The sequence below is a fragment of the Mesobacillus harenae genome (genome assembly GCF_013343715.1).
GTDB lineage: Bacteria > Bacillota > Bacilli > Bacillales > Cytobacillaceae > Mesobacillus_A > Mesobacillus_A harenae.
In genome coordinates this window covers 154960-174963 of sequence record NZ_JABUNR010000006.1, presented here as the reverse complement: position 1 = coordinate 174963, position 20004 = coordinate 154960, and the positions used below count along the sequence as shown (strand labels likewise).

Below are 20004 nucleotides of genomic sequence, written 5' to 3'. Positions count from 1 at the left end.
ATTATAAGGGAGTGTCCCTCTTGATTCCTATACAGCAGATGCCATATCTAAATACAACCTAAGTACTATCTTTTATTCAATAAAGAAAAGCCTAGCCTCATTTTTCTAGGCTAAGCTTAAATCATTCACTTTTATCATTTTGGTCCGCGGCTGTTTTTTTCAGACTTTCTTGGTCCTCTACTGGCGCCAGGACTCCTACGCTCATTTTGAGCACGTGAACCGCCCTCTGCAGGACGCTGTCCCTTTTGACTGCCTCGTGTCCGATCCTCTGGTTTTCGCTCGCGAGCCGGCCTTTCCTCATTTTGGCTGGCTCCGCTGCGGATGCCCATTTCTTTACGATTTCCCTTTCTATGGGTACGGCTGTTATCTGAGCGGTCGTTCCTGTCTCCTCGACCCCCTCCAGTGAACCGGCCTGGTCCCTCACCGCGATTGCCTTCAGATCTGGTTCTATTCCCATACGTCGTTCGATTTTCGTTCGTACGGCTCTCACCTGGGCGGCTGCTCTGCCTGTCCCTGCGGCTTCTCTCACCAACAGCCCCTTTGCCCGGCCTGCTGTCACTGCGGTTATCGTCTCTATCTCCCCGCTTGTCTCGGCTTCTGTTTCCCGATCGATCCTCACGGCTGCCCCCAAATTCGTTTCTTTGGCCGTTTACCCGATCTGGTCTTCGGGCTGTTGTATTTCCGCCTTTTGAGCGACCCTTTCGTGAATCGTTTTTATGTTCAGGTTTTCTTCTTCCTCTGCCGCCGTCTTCCCCATCACCATCAGCTTTTCTTGCATTCCCGATGTTTTTCTTTTCAATACGCAATTTTAGTTCCTTTTCAATGGTCTCAAGCATCTGACGGTCATTTGGTGTATAAAAAGAAATCGCTAACCCCTCATTGCCGGCTCGGCCTGTTCTTCCGATTCGATGGATATAGCTTTCAGTATCCTCTGGCATATCATAGTTAAATACATGTGTTACACCTTCCACATCTAACCCTCTTGAAGCAACATCCGTTGCAATCAGAAATTGAATATCCGCATTACGGAATCTTTTCATTACCTGTTCCCTCTTGGCCTGTGAGAGGTCCCCATGAAGTTCATCTGCATTAAATCCCTCGGTTTTTAATGCATCGTAAAGCTTACTGACTCGGCGTTTCGTTCGACAAAAAATAACCGCCAGAAACGGCCTGTATACATTTAAAGCGTCGATTAAATCTGCCTGCTTGGCGCGGTCAATTGTACTGAGGGCAATCTGTTTAATATTTGCAAGCGGAGCCTGTGTTTTCTCGATTTGAATATTTTCAGGCTCACGCATATGCCGACGGGCCAATCTGCGAATTTCATCCGGCATCGTTGCTGAAAACAGTAAAGTCTGCCTCGACGAAGGCGTTTGTTCGATTATATCTTCTACCTCGTTCAAAAAACCTATATGAAGCATCTGATCGGCTTCATCAAGCACAAGAAAGGAAGTTTGTGAAAAATCGACCGTTTCTCTGCGAATATGATCTAACAAACGGCCAGGTGTCCCAATGACGATGTGAATATTTTTTTTGAGTTTTTTTAGCTGGCTCTCAACATCCTGGCCCCCATAAACGGCCAAAATGTTCACACCCTCCATATCAGCAATTAACTTCTTTATTTCATTGGTAATCTGTAAAGCGAGTTCCCTTGTAGGCGTAACAATTAGTGCCTGAATATGCGGATTTCCCGCATCTATTTTTTCAAGAATTGGCAGTACAAACGCAAATGTTTTTCCTGTTCCTGTTTGCGATTGAGCCACAATATCTTTTCCTTCCATTAACAACGGAATAGCCTGAGCCTGAATAGGTGTTGGTACATCTATTCCCTGGCTTTTTAAGGTGTTCACTAATTCATCAGATACTCCAAGTGATTTAAAATTAGACAAAAATATCCCTACTTTCATATTACAACTACTGCTTATGTAGTTTGTTTTCCCAATAACCTTCTAATTATTGCGTTTTTTTACGAAAAATAGCAAATTTTAATCAAAAGTAATCCATTATCAAAATTTCATCCATTAAAATAAGCCAGCGAGGGTTCCGCCAGCTTTAGTTCATCCCTTCATCTTATTTGTTTGTGAGCCTTTCAATTGCCTCCATGATTTGTGCTGTATCAACACTGTTTTTGGCATTTGCCATATCATACAATCCCCTGATTTGATTGTTTTGGTCAATGAGGAACATGGTTGTGTTGTGCGCAATAAAGTTTCCCTCTGTCTTTTTATATTTCATATGGTAAAAGTCCGCAATAGTTTTTGTCTGTTCAGGTGTACCCCTAAGAAATTTCCAGCCTTGTTGATCTGCCTTAAATTTTTTTGCATAAGAAGCTATGACTTCAGAGGTATCAACCTTCGGGTCAAGAGTAATCGCTATCAGCTCTACTTTGGAGCCAAACAATTGCTTTTCTTTTAACTCCTCCTGGAGCTTTGCAAAATCCATCATTGTCATTGGGCAGATGTCAGGACAATTTGTGTAGAAGAAAGCTAAAAGCTTCACTTTTTGATTGTTAGAATCATAAGCTTCTTGGTAAGCATCCTCAAGTATAAAAGGAACAGCCTGATCTAAAACAGGAAGTCCTTCCCCTTCTGGAGAATTTAATTTTGGGATGAGCCCGAAAATAACCCATGCGAGAATCATTAAGCTAAAAAAGAAAAGCTGGACCTTTCGCCAATGTTTCGTTTCCATTGTCATCATTCCCCCTTTAGAGATACGAATTTGGAACATAATGAAAATCTGAATCTATAGGATCGGACTGTATAAACGTAATCGCCTATATTATCGTATGGTGGGCGGCGATAAAGGTGCAGTTTCCCTAAAAAAGAAAAGAGTTTATAGAGTAAGCCCATTTTCCTCGAATGCGGGCGGCTGTATAACCGATTTTCTTATACAAGCATAGCTTGTTAATAGAAAGGGGGGATACAATGGGAGAGTCTTGCTGTCATTGCTTTTACTATCATGAAAAACAATGCTGCTGTAAAAAGTCACGGCTTTATGGGATTAAGTATTGTCCTGGTGACCCTCACTACCCTCAGGGGCGCACTATGCCGCCTAGAAAAAAAATTCTGCACATCGCCCGTCTTGCCGCCGCTAACCCCAGCTAATGAATCTAAACAACAATTGGAAAGGAGGAAAAATATGAACAATGAACATCACTATAATAACCACAAGTGCTCAAGTTGCGGACGAAACTTGGAAGCTTACTTTCCCTTGCATTTTTCAACTGAACATTCAAAGAGGGATTCAGATCCTTCCCACTCTCACACGGATTCTTCTTATGGCCTTTCCGATCCGCAGGGAGAGAACTCTATTCACTCCTTAGGATTCCAGTCAAACAGCAACCTCGATCGTAATAGTTACAACAATGATTACCATTATTCCTATAGCCACTGTAAACATTGCAGGGACCATCACCACTTCAATCGCCATTATGAGAGTTGCAGGGACCACCATCCTTCCCATAACAATTGTGAGCGTTGCAGAGACCGTCACCATTTCTATAGTCGCCATTATTGTGACAGTAACTTTTTGGTTCGTCTTGGCGGACTTCATAGCGGGATGGCATTCAGATTAAGGCAGCTGCTTGATTGCAGAGTGAAGATATGTCTGCATACAGGTGAAGGTTCAAAAATAATTACCGCTAAGCTATGCATGGTAGGTTCTGATTTTATTGAAGTTCGGAGATTGGTTAAAAAAGCTAAATTAAAGAAAACTATAAGAACATGCAACTCACAGAAAACAAAAAGAAGCAGACCTAGAAACTTCCGAATGATTCCGTTTGATACAATTAAATGGATTGAGCTAGATGAGAAAAATTAAATCATGCGAAGGTCAAATAGAAAATAACATCCCCCTGCTGCATCAGGGGGATGTTTTATTTCATAATATAACAGATGCTTTTGATCGGAATGACTCGCTCATTTCCCTTTTGATCTGTTAGCGATAGTGAATTACTGCACACCTCTCTAACATTTCCTGATACAAGTTCATCTGCTGTTTTTACCATAGTCTTTACGGATTCCAGCGTCAGAAGGTATAAAGCAAACGGTAATCCATAAAACAAGTTGATTAAATGCGGGGAAGAAGCTACCGTTTCTCCAAAATGAAAAGTCAGCGAGCGCCTGAAACAAGGGTCAATATCAAGCAGGCTTGGTTCGTCTTCAGATTCCTCTATTCGACTAGAAGATAAGGTAGAAGAAACCTTCTTAAGCGGAATCGCATAGTGATTTTCTTCAACTGATAATAAGACAAAGTCACGCCCCACAAGCTGGACTTTCCCTTCTAATACATTCGTGCTCTTTGTAGTCTTTGCCGAGTTTCCGGCTGAACGTACTCCGCTTCGCTTTAGTTTAGTACGTCTTTTTTTTCCTCTTTTATTCAAGCTCACTTTCTTGCGTTTTTTCTTTCTTGAAAAACCCTGAGCTTCTGTCTTCGCGAGTTTTTCCGATTCATTTGGATTTTCTCTAATTTCTATTGCATTATCAGGTTCTTCAGCTTCTTCAGCGTCACAATTAAGTTTAACTTTGACCATCTTACCGATTAAGCCGGTTAAAGCAATTCGTCGTCCTTCAATTGGCAGATCACCCGAGAGACCTAAATCTAGAAGCAGCCGGTTCGCTTCAGCTATTCTCTTTTCAAGTTCCTCCAATTCGTCTTCTGGCAGACAGGAGGTTGGCGAAGGATACATTGGAGTTTCCTTTCGTTCGGGACAACACTGCTCGGGAATGCAAAAATGGTTATCCTTCTCGGGAGCGCTATGAGTATTTTTCCTTTCGTCCTCCATCCATTCACCTCCCTTCTTATATAAAAAACTCCGTACCGGCAGTCAATCCTCGAGTCTTGGCAAATGTGGCTTCAGCTTGTCATGGACTCTAAAAATCCCCCACATTCCAAGTTCGATATCCCATCGGACATTTCCGGACCGATATAAATAATCACCAGGAAAATGATACGTGCTGCCTGCTCCGCCCAATAGCCGCAGATTTTCGGTTTGACCTGCGACAAGATGTCCGACAAACGACTGAACCATTGAGTCCAAATCCTTACTGTCAAACTTCCAAGCGTGGCCATGCAGATGAAACGTATGAGCCCGTCTCCGTTCTGCAGGATTTGTTAAACGAATCGTAACCGGTTCACCTGGATAAGCTTCAAAAATAGGGGTGGCAGGGTCTCCGAAAAGCTCGGATGAAAAAAGCTTACTCATTTCAGGAAGCTCTCGATAGCGGTTAATCAGGCGTTCTGTGCGGTAGTTAAAGCCTCTTGACCCGTAATCATAGGTGTCAACCTCCAGCTCCTCGACCTCTGGAATGACACCATCCTTTGGGTCAATGATGAGCTGTCCGTTTTTATCCTCAAGCCGTACGCCATCATGCATAATCATGACAAATTCTCTTGTATCCGGAAGAGTTGGATGCTTAAGAACAACATTTGTTCCTGTTTTTACCGGTTGAAGTGAATAAGGATCATGGTAAGATGTAAATCTCGATTCAGCTATAAAAGCCCCGAACGTACCAAAGGACCGGTGATTCCGCAAGTCTGCCATATCCCACATTGCACATGTTCCGTACTGTTGATCAACATACCATCGATAAGTAATCACTTCACCTGGACCAACAGTTTGATCAAGGTTATATCCGGCAGTTTCTCCACTAGAAGTTTTGACATCATAATCCAGTAAATTGGTGTGCAGGGAGATCCTCAAGGATGGCGGGTAAAAAGCTTGTTCTTTTACTGGAGGATATGGGTGGATTCCATCAGGATAAGGAAACAGCTCTTTCTTAAGCATGCTAGTTAACGAGACTTCAACGAGGTCGCCGACATTCCCTCTTAAAACCAATGGTTCAGGATTCTTTTTGCCTGAAAGGATATCTTCTACATCTTCTGCAAGGGCAAAGACGATTCCAAACGGATCATGATCTCCATAAGAGTTATAGATAATCGGTGTCTGAAACGCGACCACATCATATTTTCGCACCGGTGTACCAGGAAATGCGTAAGGCGGCAAACTTGCCTGCGGATTGGCGCGAATCGGCGGTTTGCCTGTCTTTGTTGGAAGCGGCTTCGATCGTGGCGGCAGACATGCCCGATCTGGGAGAACGATTAAATCATCAACAAGTTCGTCATAGGCCCTAATCAGGCCCCAGGTGCCAAGCCATACATCTTCTTCCGTTTCAAAGGCCCAGAGATAATCACCAGAGTAAGGGACTTCCATTTCAAAAGTAAAGGACTCCGAAATCCCAATGTGCTGCTGGGCTTTAGTGTCGGAATTCAAATCCTTCCGTTCCTGACTCCATTTAAGGCCATGTACATTAAAACTGTGTGACTCCTCATGTGCCCCCTGTAAAAGCCGAATTCTGATTGAATCTCCTTCATAGGCACGCAGAATGGGCGTAACTGGATCTCCATGAACATAAGAGCTGAATGAATAAGCTGGGTCACAATCTTTCCCAAGCCGGAATTGAAGTGGTTCACATTTGTAGTTGACGCCGAAAACACCAGGATCATCATCTGACCCAGGATACTCAGGAGGTTGGATCGGGCATCCGTCTTTATTGAACAACAAGGCAAAATCATGAACATAAAGGGTTAGGTCCCGATAATCAGGAATAAGCGGGTGGGATACGGTAACCTGTGTGCCATGATCCACTTCCTCCCCTGTTCTCGAATCGAAAAACTGGGAAAAGCGCGGCTGAATCACCCCTGCACCGAAAACACCATGCTGCTGATGAGCATTTGCAAATAAATGATCATGCAGGAAAAATGCTTTTAGCTCTGTATCGGCATACCATTCGTATTGTATCGTTTCACCTGGTAAAGCTGACGTGTCGTAATTCCATCCTACATTGGCTCCGTCGGTTACAAGTACGTCAAATTTTACGAAATGAATATGAAAACCAACTTCATAGGCCCTGGTCACCAATTGGAACGCATCACCATCAAGAACATGTGGGAGCCTGTTTGTAAGATTCAGTCTGATGCACGTGGCTGCCGGAACATGAAAGACAAGTGGTTCCGGCTCTTTTTTACCAGATAAAACATCGTCCAGTTCTTCATCAAACACATAAAGACGTCCTTTAGGGTCGTGCCAGCCCTGTTTATTGTAGACAAGCGGCATCTCAATTGCAGAAACGTTAAATTCCACTACTGCCGGATCTTCCATGCATGGATCAACAAACACAGCACCCGGTCGTGCATTAGGGATTGCTGCATTTCTCTCCATTTCTGTCATATCCCTGCCTCCGACAATACCGAGCGGCGGCCTAGGTGCCTTAAGACCAACCTTTCCAGGAATAAAGTTAGGGAAACCAGGTCGTTCCAGAGTTGGCCTTGGCGGTTCCGGACGGTCTGGCAGGGGCTGAAGGGCTGCGATCGGTTCCCCGTTCGGGTAACATTGAGAACCATCCTGAAGCGTATCAAATACCCGATTAATTCCCCACATTCCCGCTGCAAAATGGGGATATAAGTGACAGTGAATAATCGCATCCCCTATTGCTCCCTGCAGGCTGCCAAGCCCATAAAGCGGCTGGACATCATAATGGGACTGTGGACTGATGGACTGGGCATCAACGATTTCGGATTGTGTATTTGAAGGGTCACTGAGCCAGGTATGGACATGATAATGAAACACATGGGTTTCCTTTACACCTGCGTGGATTAACCTAATAATGGCAGGGTCTCCTTTGTAGCCGCGAAGAATCGGGGTAGCAGGGTCGCCAAAAACCCATGAATCATGATGAACCTCCTCCCCGTCACAATCTGGACAAACGACTCCTTCATCAATCAAACGTTTTCGATTGGTTGCTGGCTCATAACGCAGGTTTACCCCGTGAAAAGACTCAGCCTCCTGGTTGGTCATCGGGTTTAAAGGGTTATTGCCTGTTAAATCCTTTATTTCCATTTCGTCATTGAAAAACCATGCATACTCTCTAAATGAGGGCAAAAATGGATGATGGATATCAGCATATAAACCGCTGTTCAAAGGCCTGCCAGTTATTGGATCGGTCCAGGATGAGCCTCTCTTTTGAACTAAAAGTGCTCCAAACAACCCTTGAACACTTGAACCCTCTTCAGTGCTAGAAACATTCCCGAGATCTGTGAAGAAACAGGTGCCTTCTCGAGTTGCATAAAGAGTGTATACTATTTTCTCTCCTGGATTTACGGTTGTGTCAGGATTAAAGCCTGCATCTGCCCCGTCCGACGTAAGTACGTTATAATCAATTTCTTGAAAATGCATGCCTGCCGCAAAATTCAGCTGATTTTCAAATAAGATTTCAACGGTATCTCCTTCATTTGCCCGGATTGTCAGCGGTTCTATTAAATCTACCGGTGTAAATGGATTCTTTTTCACAAGATCTTTTGCCTTCTGTTCATTCTCTTTTAAAACATAAATTCTCCCATTAGGATTGTGGTCACCAAACGTATTTACCACAATTCTAATAGGAATGGCAACGATATGATATTTTCTTAACATGGAGTTCCTCCCTTCCGATTGATTAGCACATATCATTTAATTTAGGAATTTTAGGTGCACCTTCTCTTTCAATATAAAAAACTTCTATATTATCAATATGAATGAACCAGGACCGATTCTCTAATTGTGGAAAATGAGTGGTTTCAACAAAGATTTCTACGATATCATCCGCTACACCTAAGATTTCCCCAATAAAAACAAATGGATAGGATGGTGACAACACTAAAACCTTATGCCCTATACCTAAAAAGAAATGGTCAATAAGAGCATTATCATGGGCAGCATTCACATTATTTGAACGGTGAGCCATATACGATGAACCTCCTTTACTATGGAACTGTTATATAAGCGGAAATCTGGTATCACAATCAAAGTCAGGCGTGAAATGGGCAATTTTCTCAAATGGAATAGATATTGGTGTAGGGAATTCATAAAAGGGTGCATTCAACAGCTTTACCGTTACAGGTGTAAGGGTAATATGGCCAAGCTCTACTTCTGCAACCCGCCCGCAAAATATCGGCCGAAACGTTTGCCCAAATAGATTTAACTGCTGTGTTTCCGTAATAACCAGTACCTGTCTGCCCAACAAGTAATTAAACTGCCTGAAGAGTTCATCAGGACTTTCATCTTCGAGGTCGTCTTGGATGTCATCGAGCTCTTCTTCAATCTCCTCTAACTTCTCTTCAATCTCTTCAAGGTCGTCTTCTGTGGCTTCTTTTATATCATCGAACTTGTTTTCAAATTCTTTTTTAAGTTTCTCTATTTGCTGTTGTTGGTCGTCCTGAATTTTATTATCTTCGTTCATTTCAAGTACCTTCCTTTCGTTAATACTTTATAAAGCCATCAACTAAGTGAGGAAAAACACTTCTGTACCATACTTTTTCCGGCAAGGTACCACCCTTTAAGGAACCTAAAAGAAGAAATTTGCTTGACAGCCTCCCAAGGAATTTCAGTTTGATTCGATAGGAGCAGATGCTTGTTCGAAGTTCCTTCAATCCGGCCAATAACCTCATAATCAGCAGTGCTTACCTGCACCCAGAGCCCAATCCAAGAATTCAAATTTGTTAGAAGCGACTCCTCGTAAAACTGCTGAATCAAAGCATCCCGTTTTGAAACGGTTTTTCCAAAACTTTTCAGCAGCTTCTTTTTTAAGTCATTATCATAGAGGAAGTATTGATGTGAGTTTGTAAACGTCGGAACACCCGGCGGAATGTTTGCGGCCTTTATTGATTCGTAAGGTATCCAAATTCGTTCAACTAGATTGGTCAGCATAACAAAGTCCCGGCCAATCGCACTCACTTTGCCAGAAGTCTTTGCAAAATCTTCATTTTTTTTCAACGTATAAATAAGCACCTCTTGGCTGCGCTTCATTTTAAAGAACTTCTTCAAAACTAAATGTTTTTTTAAAAGCGGCATTGAATTGGACAAAAGCTGGATGTTCTTTTGTTCCATATATTCCGTCAATAGCCGGTTCTCTTCAAAGCTAACTGCACTCGGAGGAGACGTAATGCTATCCCCTATTTCGTGAATGGGATGAATGTTGCGTTTTTCCAGCTTCCTTTTTTCCAAAAGCGCTTTAACATATTCTTGATGACGCAAGCCTGTTTTCACACAATCCCCCCCTTTTTTTAGAACATTTCAATATCATATGAGTCAAATTTCCTAACGGACATATAAATTTGGAAATTGAGCAAACACCTAGCCGATCTACCGCATAATGTGGATTAAATAACTGCTCGTTGCCGCTTTTTGGAAAATGATCTTTTACAGGAAATATAAATGAGGTGATTAAAAATGCCGCAATGGATCGTATGGTTTTTAGCCGCCAACCTTGCTCTAGCATGTACTGCTTATTTTTTTCTTTATCCGCGCAGAAAACGAATCGGCTTCCATCTTGGAATGAATATTGCTATGACTGCTGGTGGTGGACTTGCTCTCGGGACGGGCGTGATATTAATCAATGTATTGCCGCTTCATTATAAGGAAGTTACGATAGCTGCCGCGCTGACTGGAATTATAGCAGGCGCCCTCTTTGGTGCTCTGTTTGATTATCAAACGATTTTATCAGGATATATTAATGGCCTTATGATGGGCTTAATGGCTCCTATGGTAGGAGCTGCCGCTTCAGAGGGACCATTATTCATCATTTTCATTGAACTTTTCATAACAAGCTGTTTTATTCTTTTATTGGCTTCGGCCAATAGGTCATGAAAAGCAGTATGTCAGGATAAATGTACCGGAGGAAGGCTATGTTCACTTTTTTAGTTTTCGTACTTATAACAAATGCTGCCGCCGCCGCCTGGATTTACTTCTCGCTAGGAACAAAACGCTATTTGTTTAATGAGAGATTTGCATTTAGCATAACGTTAGCTGCTAGTACTTACATCAGCCTTGTGACGGGGCTCAACCTTTTTTTGCTTTTTCCAAATGAGTTTTTATTTATTAGCACCTTTAACCTGTTTTTGGGGATAGGAATTGGTATTTTGTTTGGAAGTATGGTAAACATGCAGTCCCTAATAGCAGGTTTCTATAATGGAGGTATTGGAGGGGTGATGGGGTCGATGATTGGAGCAGTCGCCCTGGATCCGAGCCTTTGTGGTTTACCGGCTAGCCTATGGACAGAACAAAGTATGGTTCTGTTTATGTCTTTGTTAAGCTTGGTCGTTCAGGGTTTATCTTCAATCATTTTGTTGTTTTCAATGAAAGCTTGACCCTTTTTGATCCACTTTCAAAATGCTCACGGCATATGCCTGTGTTTCATATAATAGAAACAATAAGGCACAGAGGAGAGTCGATTACAGATGGAGCATTCCGCCTATTTTTCTAAAAATATTTCTCCCAGTATTTATGCGGGCGATATAAAGAAACTGTTAAAAATAAATCAGCGCACCTATACCTATAAGAAGCAGCAGGAGCAGAAAGAAGAATCCAAGAAACAAAAAATTAAATCAGCCGATTCTGAATTAGAGGTTCTTAAGCAAGAAGTAAAGGAGATTAAAGAAAGCGTCAATACTTTAAGGAAAATGCTTTGCCAGACTCATAAAAGAGAGCTTGAGATTTATGGAAGATTCATAACAACGGTTAACAGCTATGAAAGTGTCCATGATCATCTCTTTCAAAAAGTCGAAGCTCAAATTTCAGCTCATGAAGCAATTTTGGAACAGCTTAGCCATAGCAACTCGGAGGCACCTGAACAAAAGGATAAATGGGCAGAACAAAAGGAATTCAATGAAACTATTCTTAAGCAGCTTGACAGCTTATCCGGAAAAATTAGTGAATCAGCAGTAACAGATGGAAATATGGACCAAAATCAACAAATAGCAGAGCGATTAAATGACAATCAGGAGCAGTTGGTCTCATTAATCGAGCAATGTCAGGAGTCAGGAACAGCTGATTCTGAGTTAGTTTTAAAAAAGGAAAAAGGGTTTCTTGAATTATTTCAAGGCTTGCCTGTTCATTACCCTGTTAATTGTGTTTTAATTGACGGAGCCCAAATACCAGTGAACACTTTTGTAAGTTATGATCCAGAACAGCAGCTCGTTTATTTTGAGGACCGTGGCAACGTAATAAGTTTTAATTGTTTAAAAATTGACGGTATTATTATGAAAGCGGCTGGTTGCGAAAGTGCGGATTAGTGGGTAAGGGGGAAAGCAACTGAGCCCTTTTCCCCGTTATGTGTTTCTAAAAATAAAGATAGCTGATATGAGTTAACATATCAGCTGACAAAAAAAAATAACGCAGCTGTGACAGCGTGCCTATTGTAAAGTAAACACTGACATGCTGGACGCTAGTTACTTATTTTAAGCCTCTGCCTCTTCCTCCTCAGCTTCAGCCCCTGCTGCATCCGCAGCACCGAACACCATTCCATCTACCTTAGAGCAGTCATATACAGCAACTTGCCCATCAGTGATGAAGTATGCAAGGCCGTTGGAGTAATTAGAAAAAGTAGTTGTCTCTGCAAGAAATCCATTTACCACCATTCCTGCAACTGGATGTCCAGGTGATAGCTTTTTCATTACATCTTCGATTGTATATTTTCCTGGGTTCATTATAGTTTCACCTCCTGGTAAAGAATTTCCCTTTTTGTGAGGGATAGTACATGATATTAATATTGTCGTTGTTCGTTTGGACAAATCTATTAAGTTAGACAAAAAAAGGCGTCTTTATTAACATTTTGAAGACAAAATCCAAAGTGCCCTTTGAGCTATGCATCAACTTGGGACATATATACATGAATTAGAAAGATGAAATAATATATTTACTAAACAACGATAAAAGGCACGGTCTCTGTTAGGACTGTACCTTTTTTACTGGTGTATTATTCAAAGTCATCTTCAAACTCTTCAAATGGCTCGGCAACACCGAATATGATTCCATCAATACGATCCCCGTTAACTATGCAGATTTGAGAGTCCAAACTAACAAAGTAGGCTAAACCGTTTGAATAATTTGAAAAGCTGGCTACGGGCATCTCTGCCCCATTTACATATAAAATTCCTACGGGACAGTTTGGCGGAAGTTTTTTTAGAAGTTCACTAATTCGCTCAGGCTCTGTATTACTCACTATGTTGATCATCCTTTCTCAGATATCCATTCTTTTCAGCTCTATATACTATATTTTGAGAACAGAAATCCGTATAGACAGACGCACATATCCCGAAAAAGAAGCGGGCAATCTTCAGGCTAGAGTCTGAGTTCCGAGGATTCGGACAGCATGAGTATGAAATCAGTGGAGCAAGTCCGAATGTGAGGCTGATTCGGACAGCGAGACCAGGACTGTTATTTCAGAGGTAAACTCAAATATGCTTTACATATTTTTAAAGGCTTTATTCTAAAAGATTGTTGTTTTTTACATTAGTTGTGAAAGCAAAGTTGATTGGAGCTGTAGATGCGAGACTCCTCGAAAATACTATCGCAGCATCGGAAGCGGAAATCAACGACTGCTTGTTAAATAGCAACAAAGTTTACTTGAAATAGCATTTTAAAAGACCAAATCACATGTGATTTGGTCTGGTACTAACTTTTATCGGTGAAACGTCACTTTTAACTAATCATTATACCCATCTGGATGCTTTGAATGCCAGTTCCAAGCATGAGTGATAATCTCCTCTAGAGTTGGATATTTCGGGATCCAGCCGAGTTCAGCCCGCGCTTTTGAAGATGAAGCAATCAGCACTGCCGGGTCACCGGCTCGGCGGGGAGCTGTTTTTGAAGCGATTGTTTTTTCAGTCACCCTGCGGCAAGTATCTATCACTTGTTTTACAGAGAAGCCAGTCCCATTTCCCAGATTGTATATGCCACTCTTTCTTGTGTTATTTAATTTCCTCAAAGCTAGATAATGAGCAGCAGCAAGATCAAGCACATGAATATAATCACGGATACATGTTCCGTCCTCAGTCGGATAATCATCACCAAAAATTGAAACGTTATCACGCTGGCCAAGTGCAGCCTGCAGGACAATCGGAATTAAGTGAGATTCTGGTGTGTGATCCTCGCCAATTCTGCCTTCAGGATCGGCACCAGCAGCATTAAAATAGCGGAGACACACTGATTTTAAGCCGTATGCTCCATCAGCCCACTGAAGCAACTTTTCAATGGCCAGCTTTGTATCGCCATAAGGGTTGGTTGGTATCGTAGGATCTTCTTCCTGAATCGGGACTCTGGTGGGGTTGCCGTATGTTGCAGCAGTTGATGAAAATACGATTTTATTAATCCCGTGCTCAACCATTTTCTTGATGAGATGGTGCGATCCAATTACATTGTTTTCGTAGTACTCAAGTGGTTTTTCCACACTTTCTCCGACGAGAGAATTCGCCGCAAAGTGAATCACAGCATCAATGTTATTTGTGTTGAAAATCTCATCCAAAAGCAGGTCGTCCCTCAGATCGCCTTTATAAAATGTTGTATCTAATAAGGCGTCCCGATGTCCTTTTTCCAGGTTATCAAGTACAATAACCTCTTCTCCCTGCGCTTTTAAATGTAAAACAGTATGGCTGCCGATGTAACCAGCACCGCCTGTAACCAATACGGCCATAATCTACACTCCTTCTCCTCAATTCCCTTTTTGCATAGTTAAAATGGCGCCAGACAACCTCTTTAACCCTTCTGAAAACCATATATAACTGTAAAAATCAGAAAAACCTCTAACTTCAGTTTTTATCTTACCGAACTATCTATAAAAAGAACAGAATATGATTGCTCTTTGCGGAGTTTAATTGTATTTACATATATCTTTGTTCTAAAAGAAACACTAGATAAGAGCTAATGGAAAGGATTGATGATTAAATGTTTTTCCATATTAAAGAACTGCAATACAACGCAAAGCCAGATCGCCCAGATCCCGTTTATGCAAAAAAGCTTCAAGAGGTACTAGGTGGACAATTCGGAGAGATTACAGTAATGATGCAATATTTATTCCAGGGTTGGAATTGCAGAGGAGACCAAAAATATCGGGACATGCTCCTTGACATCGGAACCGAGGAAATTGCCCATGTTGAGATGCTGACCACGATGATTGCCCAGCTTTTAGATAATGCTCCAGTGGAAGATCAGGAGGAAGCTGCAAAAGATCCAATTATTGGAGCTGTTATGGGAGGAATGAACCCACAGCATGCGATTGTGGGAGGATTAGGTGCAAAACCTGATGATAGTGTTGGGTATCCGTGGACTGCAAGATACACCATTTCAAGCGGAAATTTATTGGCCGATTTTAGAGCCAATCTTAACGCTGAATCCCAGGGCAGGCTGCAGGTCGTCCGTCTTTATGAAATGACAACTGACAAAGGTGTAAGAGACATGCTATCGTTTTTAATTGCGAGAGACACGATGCACCAGAATCAATGGATGGCTGCTATACATGAATTACAGGAAAAAGAAGGATTTGTTGTTCCGAATACATTTAACAGGGAATATGAGAAGCAAGAAGTTTCCCATTCATTTATGAACTTTTCAAAAGGAACAGAAAGCCAAGATGGCAGATGGGCATCTGGACCAAGCATGGATGGCAACGGAAAATTCGAATACATTTCAAATCCAGAGGCAATGGGACAAATACCTGCCCTAAACCTTGCTCCATTGAATGTTCACAATACAATTCCTGAGAAAATGCCACCTGCACCTAAAAATGTATAAGTGAAGAAATAAGAATCGAAAAAGGTGCCCATTAATGGACACCTTTTTTCTGTAAGATTATTAAGTATAGTCGTCTGAATCGCCCTCTACAAGATGCTGCAGAGCAGATAACTTGTTGTCCCAATAAAGTTCAAAAAATTGCAGCCAATCCTGCAGTTCCTTTAACGGGGTAGCATTTAAAATATATCTTGTCTCTCGGCCCGCTTTCCTCACTTTGACAAGTCCTGTTTCTGAAAGTAATCGGAGATGCTTAGAAACGGCCGTTCTGCTTATTGGAAAATGCCCGCTAATAGCAGTCACAGACATTTCTTTCTCACTCAGAAGTTTTAACAGCTGTCGTCTGGTTGGATCCGCGATAGCTTGAAAAACGTCATGTGATGCCTGACTAGACGGCATTATGCTTCTACATGTTCTCGCAGGGATTTGTTTACCAGGCCTGTCCAGCCATTGTTCATGTTATCTCTGACGGCTGAATGTGGAGCTCCAAACTCAGTAACCTTATCAATATCCCAGCCAGAATGAGTTAAGGTGAATTCAGTTTTACCTTCTAATTCTTTTAGCTCAAATGTAATAGTCCAATCCTTCCCCCAGTTGAATGAAAGACGGTTGGGAGGCTCGACCATTGTGACCTTGCATGGTGACATCCCAAATTGTCCCGAGTTAAGATGAAAATCATGGCCTTCAATTGGCTCAAAATCATTTGGCATAAACCAAGCCGCAATTCCTTCAGCAGTGGCAACGGCTTCCCACACCTTTTGGATTGGAGCATTAAAAATTACTTTTTTAATAATATCAGTTAGCTGCTCGTTCTTTTCCATTATATCTATCTCCTCTGGATTATTTACTTTTTTGTCTTTACTTTGTCCTTTTGTCTGAAGCGGACTGCTGACCATATTTCATCAACAGCCACATTGGAAACAGCTCTGTAGGAGCTCGCCTCTTCAACCATTTTCCATAAAACGTCACGATTAATATCCGTCTTTACTTTTGAACTTTTCTTTGGGTATGTAATCCAAAACACGGCATTATCTGTCAGCAGCGGCAGAGCCGTTGGCAGCCATCTAGCAACGTCCTCACTATTATGTACAAAAACTTGAACAAACTCGTATTCTGTTAACTCCTCTTCAGATTCAATTCCTAGCTTGTATTCTTTCGGTGCATTTAAAACAACCGCTGGACCAGCCTTGTATCGCAATTTTTTTAGCAATTCATCCATTAATGCAGCCCTTCTTTCCTTTATATGAAACCAATTGGTTTCGCATTGTAATCTTAAACTAGCATATCAATGACGTCAAGGTGCTGCAATCTTTCTGTCAAATTTAGGCTCTTTAATAGTCGGAAGCCACTACCTTTACCTAAGGACAACTGCGTCCTCAGCACGAACCCATAAAACAAGCCAGCTTACACATAGCAAGCTGGCTTGTTTGTAACATTTACTTAGCTGTTTTAACGTTTATTGGTGGTGGGAGGATCATGTTGGAACGTCTGTTGTTTGTAGCGATAATATAAACGGCGGCAACTGCAATACCTACGGCAATGAAGGAACCGAGGTTGAATATGCCTTTCTGTGAATACCATACAATCGAGTATCCAACAGAGCCAGATAAAAGTGCGTAATAGAAGAACGGGAATAAAGTCTTACGAATAACGGCGCCTTCTTTTCCGACAAGTCCTACAACTGCTGATGCTGCTACTACGTTATGGACACAGATCATGTTGCCGGCTGCTCCGCCTACTGCCTGCAGGGCAACAATCCAAGTAGCATCTACGCCAATTTGTGATCCAACATCATATTGGAACAAGGCAAACATCATGTTACTAACTGTATTACTTCCAGCAATAAAGGCTCCGATTCCCCCAATGAAAGTTGAGAAAAACGGCCAGTATTCTCCTGCCAAAGCTGCAACACCGTTTGCAAGTTCAATCGGCATTCTTTCAAAACCAGCTGCTCCACCACCTGTATTTAAGAACACTTGCACCATTGGAACAGTAAATATAAGGGCTGTTGAGGCGGCTAACATCGTTTTTCCTGATTGTGACCAGGCCCGTTTGTATCCGCTGCTGTTCATTCCGTGAATAAAGAAAGTAATCACGGATACAACTATAAAAATAGTTCCTGGTGAATAGAGTGGCTGAAAGCTTGCTGTAATGGTTGAACCAAATATGTTCTCCCATTTGAGTACAACTGCTTGAAGCCAATCTACTATAGGAAGCGCTTTCAATCTTGTCAAAACAAGGAATAATCCAATTAAAATATAAGGAGACCATGCACGGACCATGCTCATGCTTCCGCTTTTATGGGCAACATCCTTAATTTCAAGAGAACCGATCCAGTCTGGGTCCCATTTACTTTTCTCCTCAAAATCCCATTCCTGCTCTTTTGGAGGCATTAAGAATCCTTTCTTTGCTGCAAAAACAACGATTGCAAGGCCGACAAGGCCGCCAACCATGGACGGGAATTCTGGTCCTAGAACGTTCGCCACAATTACATAAGGAATCGTCATAGAGAAAGCTGCAAACAAAGCGAACTTCCAAACTTTGATACCTTCGGAGAAAGACTTGTTTTTGCCGAAGTATCTTGTCATAAGGGCTACAACGAATAAAGGAACAAGTGTGCCAGCAATCAAATGGAGAATGGCTACTTTACCACCAATTAATGTAGTCAATGCCAGAAAATTGTTTGTTATGTTCGGGTCAGCAGCTAAACCGCTTTGCACACCAACAAGCATAGGCGTACCAACTGCACCAAATGAAACGGGTGTACTCTGGATGACCATACCGGCAACAACAGCTGCCATAGCAGGGAATCCTAAGCCAACTAGTAAAGGAACAGCTACTGCCGCTGGTGTGCCAAAGCCTGCAGAGCCTTCAATAAAGGAACCAAAAAGCCATGCAATTATGATAACCTGAATGCGGCGGTCTCCTGAAATATCAGTGAACCCTTGGCGAATTGTTTTAATGCCGCCGCTTTCCTGCAAAGTATTAAGCAGTAAGATTGCACCGAAAATAATGAATAAAAGAGTTCCTGCGACAACAAGCCCGTTGACCGAAGCAGCAGCGACATTAGCACCTGGGACTTTCCACACAAATAATGCCAAAACAACTGCAACGACATATGAAATCGGCATTGCCTTACTGGCAGGCCATCTCATACCAACTAAGAACACTGCAACAACAATAATTGGTAAAAGCGATAAGAAAGCTAGCATTCCTGTACCCATAAACATTTCCCCCTTTAGTTTTGTAAAAACAAACAAGGCATTTTGTTACAGACATCAGACCATTGGTGGATAACGAACATTGATTTGTTATGCCACAATGCTTCGGTCTAATAATATTATATAGTCCTTTTTTATAATAACAACAATATTCGGAAAATTTAGAAGGGTTTTCTGGGGGTAAATTACCCGGTATAACCATGGTTAAAGAAATACCGGGCAAACTGAAATTCTCTCGATACCATTGACATTCGTGCAAATAGATTTACACGTTGAGGACCAAACAGGTTAAAGGTTTAAAGCCCTTATCCTGGAATTTTGAAAGTGCTTTTTTCTTACTTCAAGACCTGAAGCTGACCTATTCGTCTCCTAAGGTTTTAGACCGTTTTTACATCTACACGCGAAGCTGTAAACGTATTGCGGAGTGTTCCGATCTCTTTAATTTCGCATTCAATAACATCACCTGAATGGACCATTTCTGCTCCGGCTGGGCTGCCTGTAAGGATAACATCACCAGGCTTTAAAGTCATAACGTTTGTCAGATAGGATATCATTTTGCGGATCGGAACGATCATTAATTCAGTGCTGCTGTTCTGCTTCTCTGCACCATTTAACTTTGCTTCAACATTTACAAGAAAAGGATCAAGTTCTGTTTCAATAACCGGACCCAGCGGTGTAAAAGTATCAAATGCTTTACCGACAGTCCAGTGGCCGTCGTTATGGAAAAATTGTGGAGCAGTTACGTCATTTCCCACTGTATAGCCAAAAACATAATCAAGCACATCGGATTCAGAAACATTCTTTGCTTCTTTTCCGATTATGACAGCAAGCTCTGATTCGAACTTTATTTGTTCAATCCCATTAGGAATGACAATGTTGTCTTCCGGGCCAATAACAGAGGAAACCGGCTTGAAAAAGAATACTGGTATTTCAGGCAAAGTCTCAGGCAAATCGGAAGCTGCCGTTACATAGTTCGCTCCAATGCCGATAATTTGGTTAGGAACAAGCGGTGCCAGCTGCTTTACTTCATTTTTTGAGAAAGACTGTCCAGTATACTCCCAATCTCCAAAGAGACCGCCTCTGATTTCTCTTATTTTTTCTTCCTCAATAACCCCTGTATGTATAGTTGAGTTCACTTCAAATCTAGTAAATTTCATTTATTTAAACTCCTTTCACTTTTACAAT

At 41.9% G+C, this 20004-nt stretch carries 20 protein-coding genes; 4 read left to right on the top strand and 16 right to left on the bottom strand.

Annotated elements, in window-relative coordinates; genetic code table 11:
- Positions 1-134: 134 nt before the first annotated feature.
- From HRJ06_RS09425 to HRJ06_RS09390, 8 genes are all read right to left on the bottom strand, one after another.
- On the bottom strand, positions 135-1889 hold the full coding sequence (locus tag HRJ06_RS09425; protein ID WP_422392723.1) for a DEAD/DEAH box helicase: 1755 nt from the start codon (positions 1887-1889) through the stop codon (positions 135-137).
- A 181-nt stretch (positions 1890-2070) separates the two neighbouring features.
- Complete coding sequence (locus tag HRJ06_RS09420; RefSeq protein WP_174732368.1) at positions 2071-2688, bottom strand: SCO family protein; 618 nt, start codon at positions 2686-2688, stop codon at positions 2071-2073.
- 642 nt (positions 2689-3330) lie between these two features.
- On the bottom strand, positions 3331-3552 hold the full coding sequence (locus tag HRJ06_RS09415; RefSeq protein ID WP_174732341.1) for a hypothetical protein: 222 nt from the start codon (positions 3550-3552) through the stop codon (positions 3331-3333).
- 322 nt (positions 3553-3874) lie between these two features.
- The gene (locus tag HRJ06_RS09410; protein WP_174732339.1) at positions 3875-4783 is read right to left on the bottom strand and encodes a hypothetical protein; all 909 of its coding nucleotides are present in this window, start codon (positions 4781-4783) and stop codon (positions 3875-3877) included.
- Between the two features lie 42 nt (positions 4784-4825).
- Complete coding sequence (locus HRJ06_RS09405) at positions 4826-8470, bottom strand: multicopper oxidase domain-containing protein (RefSeq protein ID WP_174732337.1); 3645 nt, start codon at positions 8468-8470, stop codon at positions 4826-4828.
- A 22-nt stretch (positions 8471-8492) separates the two neighbouring features.
- Positions 8493-8780, bottom strand: coding sequence for a hypothetical protein (locus HRJ06_RS09400; protein ID WP_174732334.1), 288 nt, complete (start codon positions 8778-8780; stop codon positions 8493-8495).
- A gap of 30 nt (positions 8781-8810) precedes the next feature.
- Complete coding sequence (locus HRJ06_RS23195; RefSeq protein ID WP_242035182.1) at positions 8811-9275, bottom strand: hypothetical protein; 465 nt, start codon at positions 9273-9275, stop codon at positions 8811-8813.
- A gap of 38 nt (positions 9276-9313) precedes the next feature.
- A complete protein-coding gene (locus HRJ06_RS09390) occupies positions 9314-10081 on the bottom strand; it encodes a hypothetical protein (protein ID WP_174732332.1) in 768 nt (255 codons plus the stop codon).
- A gap of 183 nt (positions 10082-10264) precedes the next feature.
- Between HRJ06_RS09390 and HRJ06_RS09385 the strand changes: the two genes are divergently transcribed.
- The 3 genes from HRJ06_RS09385 to HRJ06_RS09375 all read left to right on the top strand — a co-directional run bounded on the left by HRJ06_RS09385 (position 10265) and on the right by HRJ06_RS09375 (position 12105).
- The gene (locus HRJ06_RS09385; RefSeq protein WP_174732330.1) at positions 10265-10681 is read left to right on the top strand and encodes a hypothetical protein; all 417 of its coding nucleotides are present in this window, start codon (positions 10265-10267) and stop codon (positions 10679-10681) included.
- 38 nt (positions 10682-10719) lie between these two features.
- Complete coding sequence (locus tag HRJ06_RS09380) at positions 10720-11181, top strand: hypothetical protein (protein ID WP_174732328.1); 462 nt, start codon at positions 10720-10722, stop codon at positions 11179-11181.
- Between the two features lie 90 nt (positions 11182-11271).
- Positions 11272-12105 carry a hypothetical protein gene (locus HRJ06_RS09375; RefSeq protein WP_174732326.1) on the top strand — a complete coding sequence of 278 codons (834 nt, stop codon included), beginning with the start codon at positions 11272-11274 and terminating at the stop codon, positions 12103-12105.
- Positions 12106-12270: 165 nt separating this feature from the next.
- Here the strand turns inward: HRJ06_RS09375 and HRJ06_RS09370 are convergent, their stop codons facing one another.
- From HRJ06_RS09370 to galE, 3 genes are all read right to left on the bottom strand, one after another.
- A complete protein-coding gene (locus tag HRJ06_RS09370; protein ID WP_174732324.1) occupies positions 12271-12519 on the bottom strand; it encodes a hypothetical protein in 249 nt (82 codons plus the stop codon).
- A gap of 269 nt (positions 12520-12788) precedes the next feature.
- On the bottom strand, positions 12789-13034 hold the full coding sequence (locus tag HRJ06_RS09365; RefSeq protein ID WP_174732322.1) for a hypothetical protein: 246 nt from the start codon (positions 13032-13034) through the stop codon (positions 12789-12791).
- A gap of 483 nt (positions 13035-13517) precedes the next feature.
- On the bottom strand, positions 13518-14504 hold the full coding sequence (gene galE / locus HRJ06_RS09360; RefSeq protein WP_174732320.1) for a UDP-glucose 4-epimerase GalE: 987 nt from the start codon (positions 14502-14504) through the stop codon (positions 13518-13520).
- Between the two features lie 251 nt (positions 14505-14755).
- Between galE and HRJ06_RS09355 the strand changes: the two genes are divergently transcribed.
- Positions 14756-15601 carry a manganese catalase gene (locus HRJ06_RS09355; protein WP_174732318.1) on the top strand — a complete coding sequence of 282 codons (846 nt, stop codon included), beginning with the start codon at positions 14756-14758 and terminating at the stop codon, positions 15599-15601.
- Between the two features lie 60 nt (positions 15602-15661).
- On the opposite strand, the gene HRJ06_RS09350 is transcribed toward HRJ06_RS09355, so the two are convergent.
- The 5 genes from HRJ06_RS09350 to HRJ06_RS09330 all read right to left on the bottom strand — a co-directional run bounded on the left by HRJ06_RS09350 (position 15662) and on the right by HRJ06_RS09330 (position 19976).
- A complete protein-coding gene (locus HRJ06_RS09350) occupies positions 15662-15997 on the bottom strand; it encodes an ArsR/SmtB family transcription factor (RefSeq protein WP_174732316.1) in 336 nt (111 codons plus the stop codon).
- The gene (locus HRJ06_RS09345) at positions 15997-16419 is read right to left on the bottom strand and encodes an SRPBCC family protein (RefSeq protein WP_174732314.1); all 423 of its coding nucleotides are present in this window, start codon (positions 16417-16419) and stop codon (positions 15997-15999) included. Before HRJ06_RS09345 ends, HRJ06_RS09350 begins: the two co-directional genes overlap by 1 nt.
- 23 nt (positions 16420-16442) lie before the next feature.
- Entirely contained in the window at positions 16443-16817 is a 375-nt protein-coding gene (locus HRJ06_RS09340; RefSeq protein WP_174732312.1) for a hypothetical protein, read from the bottom strand.
- A gap of 217 nt (positions 16818-17034) precedes the next feature.
- A complete protein-coding gene (locus HRJ06_RS09335; RefSeq protein ID WP_174732311.1) occupies positions 17035-18822 on the bottom strand; it encodes an L-lactate permease in 1788 nt (595 codons plus the stop codon).
- A 374-nt stretch (positions 18823-19196) separates the two neighbouring features.
- Positions 19197-19976 carry a fumarylacetoacetate hydrolase family protein gene (locus tag HRJ06_RS09330; protein WP_174732309.1) on the bottom strand — a complete coding sequence of 260 codons (780 nt, stop codon included), beginning with the start codon at positions 19974-19976 and terminating at the stop codon, positions 19197-19199.
- Between the last annotated feature and the right edge of the window lie 28 nt (positions 19977-20004).

Bases quoted from the DNA above. Each gene is read 5' to 3' on its own strand.
- HRJ06_RS09420 (WP_174732368.1), bottom strand. From the start codon at position 2,688: ATGGAAACGAAACATTGGCGAAAGGTCCAGCTTTTCTTTTTTAGCTTA.
- HRJ06_RS09385 (WP_174732330.1), top strand. From the start codon at position 10,265: ATGCCGCAATGGATCGTATGGTTTTTAGCCGCCAACCTTGCTCTAGCA.
- HRJ06_RS09330 (WP_174732309.1), bottom strand. From the start codon at position 19,976: ATGAAATTTACTAGATTTGAAGTGAACTCAACTATACATACAGGGGTT.
- galE (WP_174732320.1), bottom strand. From the start codon at position 14,504: ATGGCCGTATTGGTTACAGGCGGTGCTGGTTACATCGGCAGCCATACT.
- HRJ06_RS09355 (WP_174732318.1), top strand. From the start codon at position 14,756: ATGTTTTTCCATATTAAAGAACTGCAATACAACGCAAAGCCAGATCGC.
- HRJ06_RS09345 (WP_174732314.1), bottom strand. From the start codon at position 16,419: ATGGAAAAGAACGAGCAGCTAACTGATATTATTAAAAAAGTAATTTTT.
- HRJ06_RS09380 (WP_174732328.1), top strand. From the start codon at position 10,720: ATGTTCACTTTTTTAGTTTTCGTACTTATAACAAATGCTGCCGCCGCC.
- HRJ06_RS09340 (WP_174732312.1), bottom strand. From the start codon at position 16,817: ATGGATGAATTGCTAAAAAAATTGCGATACAAGGCTGGTCCAGCGGTT.
- HRJ06_RS09400 (WP_174732334.1), bottom strand. From the start codon at position 8,780: ATGGCTCACCGTTCAAATAATGTGAATGCTGCCCATGATAATGCTCTT.
- HRJ06_RS23195 (WP_242035182.1), bottom strand. From the start codon at position 9,275: ATGAACGAAGATAATAAAATTCAGGACGACCAACAACAGCAAATAGAG.
- HRJ06_RS09415 (WP_174732341.1), bottom strand. From the start codon at position 3,552: ATGAAGTCCGCCAAGACGAACCAAAAAGTTACTGTCACAATAATGGCG.
- HRJ06_RS09375 (WP_174732326.1), top strand. From the start codon at position 11,272: ATGGAGCATTCCGCCTATTTTTCTAAAAATATTTCTCCCAGTATTTAT.
- HRJ06_RS09350 (WP_174732316.1), bottom strand. From the start codon at position 15,997: ATGCCGTCTAGTCAGGCATCACATGACGTTTTTCAAGCTATCGCGGAT.
- HRJ06_RS09410 (WP_174732339.1), bottom strand. From the start codon at position 4,783: ATGGAGGACGAAAGGAAAAATACTCATAGCGCTCCCGAGAAGGATAAC.
- HRJ06_RS09370 (WP_174732324.1), bottom strand. From the start codon at position 12,519: ATGAACCCAGGAAAATATACAATCGAAGATGTAATGAAAAAGCTATCA.
- HRJ06_RS09405 (WP_174732337.1), bottom strand. From the start codon at position 8,470: ATGTTAAGAAAATATCATATCGTTGCCATTCCTATTAGAATTGTGGTA.
- HRJ06_RS09335 (WP_174732311.1), bottom strand. From the start codon at position 18,822: ATGGGTACAGGAATGCTAGCTTTCTTATCGCTTTTACCAATTATTGTT.